This window comes from Kitasatospora sp. NPDC001175, assembly GCF_053598215.1.
Map to the genome: position 1 here is coordinate 1 of NZ_JBSFJU010000185.1, position 2,876 is coordinate 2,876.

The following is a 2,876-nucleotide window of genomic DNA, read 5'->3' on the forward strand; positions in this document are numbered from 1 at the left end:
ACGGCCGACCACAGGCCGCACTTGACTACTTCGTAGCGCTGCTGCCGACGACGGCCGACCGGCTGGGCCGGGCCGCACCCCGGGCTGGGCGGTCGCCCGTGGTTCACGCGACTCCCGGCGGCCTCTCCGGGCTGACCGTGTCGAGCAGCAGCTTCGCGGCCACTGCCGCTCCGTCGGTGCGGATCATGGCGGCCACGGCGGTCGCTCGGGTGCGGGTCTCGGGGTCAGGGCCGTGCTGAGTGCGGCCGACAGGGACTCGGTGGTCGGCGTCGGCCCGTCGTGCGCCGCGCCGATGCCGAGGCCGGCCACCCGGCCGGCCCAGTACGAGTCCGCCGCCTGGGGTACCACCACCTGAGGTGCCCCGGCCCGGGTGGCCGTGGTCCCCTGGCCGCCGTGGTGCACGACTGCGGCCACCCGACGGAACAGTGCCTGCTGGTTGACCTCGCCGACGACGAAGCAGTCGTCCCGGTCGTCGATCAGGGCCAGGTCGGCCCAGCCGCGGGCCACGACCGCGCGGCGGCCCTGAGCTCGGATCGCCTCGATGGCCGCCTGGGCGACGTTCGTCGATGTCCGCACGGGCATGCTGCTGAAACCCACTGACAGCGGGCGTGCGGAGTGGGGACACGGCCTGTGGGCCGCGGGCATCAGCGGGAGGGGCGCTGTTCTTGAGGTGCCTGTTTCCCTGACGGCGGCTTATCCCGTCGTGTCGGCGGTTCCAGGCGCTCCGGCGGCCGATGGTGTGAGCGGGTGTCAGGTTCAATCCGAAGGGCTAAACCACATCAATTCTCCTGTTTTCCAGATGATTTGACGCTTCAGGGGCTGCTCGATGCCCTGTGCTGGTACCTCGTTCGGCTCCCTGGCCTTGGCCTTCGAGATGCCCGATGTGAGTGTCGTCGTTACGTTCAGATCACCGGTCGGCGGCCTAGCCGACCGCTCAGGAAACAGGAGAAGTTCCATGCAGATCACCCGCGCCACCGCCATTACCGCGGCCGTCGGCGCCGCCGCGGCCCTGGCCGCGACCGGCCTCTCCTACACCTCGGCCGCCTCGCAGCCGGCGAGTCAGGCAGCCGCCCCAGCCGCCCCAGCCGTCCAGCAGGTGGCCGTTCCCGCTCAGGCGCCCACCGGTAACGACGGGAGGGACAACAACAACAATGGAAGCAAGGGCAACGAGGGACACGAGCACCGCGAGCACCGTGAGCACCGGCACCACCGCCACCACGAGGGCCGGATCCACATCAACGAGCGGACGTACTCCGCCCACTCGGACGGCTGCATCACCGTGGTCAGCGGCCTGGGCGCGAGGACCCTGAACATTCGCAACGACAGCCACAAGACGGTCGAGGTCTTCCGCGGCGCAGTGTGCGACAACGGAGCTCCGATCGCCACCGTCGGGCCTCGCAGCTCGGCCGACGGCGTGAACCCGCACTGCGTCGAGAGTGTCTTCGTCAAGAACGGTGTGCTGGCCAGCTTCCGGGTGGTCCACCGCTACGGGGGTGGCGGCCGCGACCACGAGGGCGGCGGCGACCGCGAGGGCGGCGGCGACCGCGGGGGCGACTGGGACTGATCAGGTCTTCCCTGAAAGGCCTGAGCGATGATGGTCTTGACGATCGCGAAAAGGGCGGTCGAGGGGCCGTGGACACCTCGACGGATCGGGAACGTGCTCGGTCAAGACCTTCTCCGTGACCGGCGATAGCGTGGTCCGGGATCGCGATGCGGGGCCTGACCGGCACCGGAACATCGCCGAGAACCGGACCACGCCGCGGTTGGCGCTTTTCTGCCTCACGGACGCCCCCGCCTGGCTCTTGCCGGGCGGGGCGTCCGTGGCTGCGTTTTCCGGGGTGTCTCCGGCTCCCTGACATCGGATACTAACGGGCTCCCGGGGCTCCGACGCCTACGCCACACCGGACTCCGCCTTTCCGAGGTACTCGTGGCCGACAAGCGGACCCCGGGGAAGCCGAACCGGCCCGGGACACCGACCTCGACCTGCGTCCGACGCGGGTTTCGGAGCGTCCACCCCGCTCGGCCTGCCCGGCCGGTGTGCCCGAACCGTGCGGCCCTGGCGGGCGGACCTCGAGATCCTGGACGGCTTGGGCGCGGGAGGCGCGGGGGCGCGGGGCGGGGCTGCGACTGGCGTTCCTGACCCGGTGCCCCGCTCCACCCCGTTCCGCTCGCGGTCGGCGCCGGGGCAGGTATTCGCGGTCCTTGGCGCTCTTCGGCCTGTGGCCTGGGCCACATTGCTTTCGGCAACCCGGCGCACTCTGCGGCCCGCGTCACTCCCTTTCCTGTGGCTCGGGCCACATTCCGGCGGGGGCATTCGGGGCCTAAAGCCGCCCTAAAAGGAGAAAATCGGGCAATTAGGTTTAAGTCGCCCGTGACGGTGGCCACACGCGGCAGACACTCCGCTACCCCGCATAGTGGACCACCCCCACCCGGCCTGCGGCCACCCGCCCGCCACCACGGCCACCCCGGGGCCGCCGGGGCCGCCACCGACCGGCCGGTCCCACATCAGCCCAGCTCAGAGCCGTGATCACGGAACTCGAAAACGGGCCCGGAGGCCAGGTTTCAGCCCCGCGGCGGCGGGTAGAACGACGCGCCCCGGGAACCCCGACGGGCGACGCTCCTACGACACCGCGTCGTAGACCGGCCGTTTCCGACCCCTTGGAGCCCGCCACGGGGCCCGCTAACAATGGCTTCAGTCGCCACGACGCACCGGACCTTCCACCCGAGTCGTAGCGAACCGGCGCAGCCCACGCGATCCGTTCCACCGATCACGGCGCCGCGACCACGCCGGAGGCACGGACCCTTCTCGAAGGCCGTGCGGGTGTGAATCCCTGTCCCCTGCCTTAGGACCGCTCTTGTCTGCTTCCATCACCGCT

General features: G+C 70.7%; 2 protein-coding genes and 1 pseudogene. 1 reads left to right on the forward strand and 2 read right to left on the reverse strand.

Annotated features, from left to right (window positions below; genetic code table 11):
• Positions 1-103: 103 nt before the first annotated feature.
• A pseudogene (locus ACWDAK_RS40930) lies at positions 104-612 on the reverse strand (glycosyltransferase); the annotation flags it as partial.
• A 144-nt stretch (positions 613-756) separates the two neighbouring features.
• Positions 757-957, reverse strand: a complete 201-nt coding sequence (locus ACWDAK_RS40935) for a hypothetical protein (protein WP_427396322.1) — start codon at positions 955-957, stop codon at positions 757-759.
• Between ACWDAK_RS40935 and ACWDAK_RS40940 the strand changes: the two genes are divergently transcribed.
• Positions 956-1,564 (forward strand): hypothetical protein, encoded by a 609-nt coding sequence (locus ACWDAK_RS40940; protein WP_427396321.1) that lies wholly within the window; start codon positions 956-958, stop codon positions 1,562-1,564. The genes ACWDAK_RS40935 and ACWDAK_RS40940 overlap by 2 nt on opposite strands.
• Positions 1,565-2,876: the final 1,312 nt, after the last annotated feature.

Excerpts from the sequence above, each read along its gene's own strand:
- ACWDAK_RS40940 (WP_427396321.1), top strand. The coding sequence starts at position 956 with ATGCAGATCACCCGCGCCACCGCCATTACCGCGGCCGTCGGCGCCGCC.
- ACWDAK_RS40935 (WP_427396322.1), bottom strand. The coding sequence starts at position 957 with ATGGAACTTCTCCTGTTTCCTGAGCGGTCGGCTAGGCCGCCGACCGGT.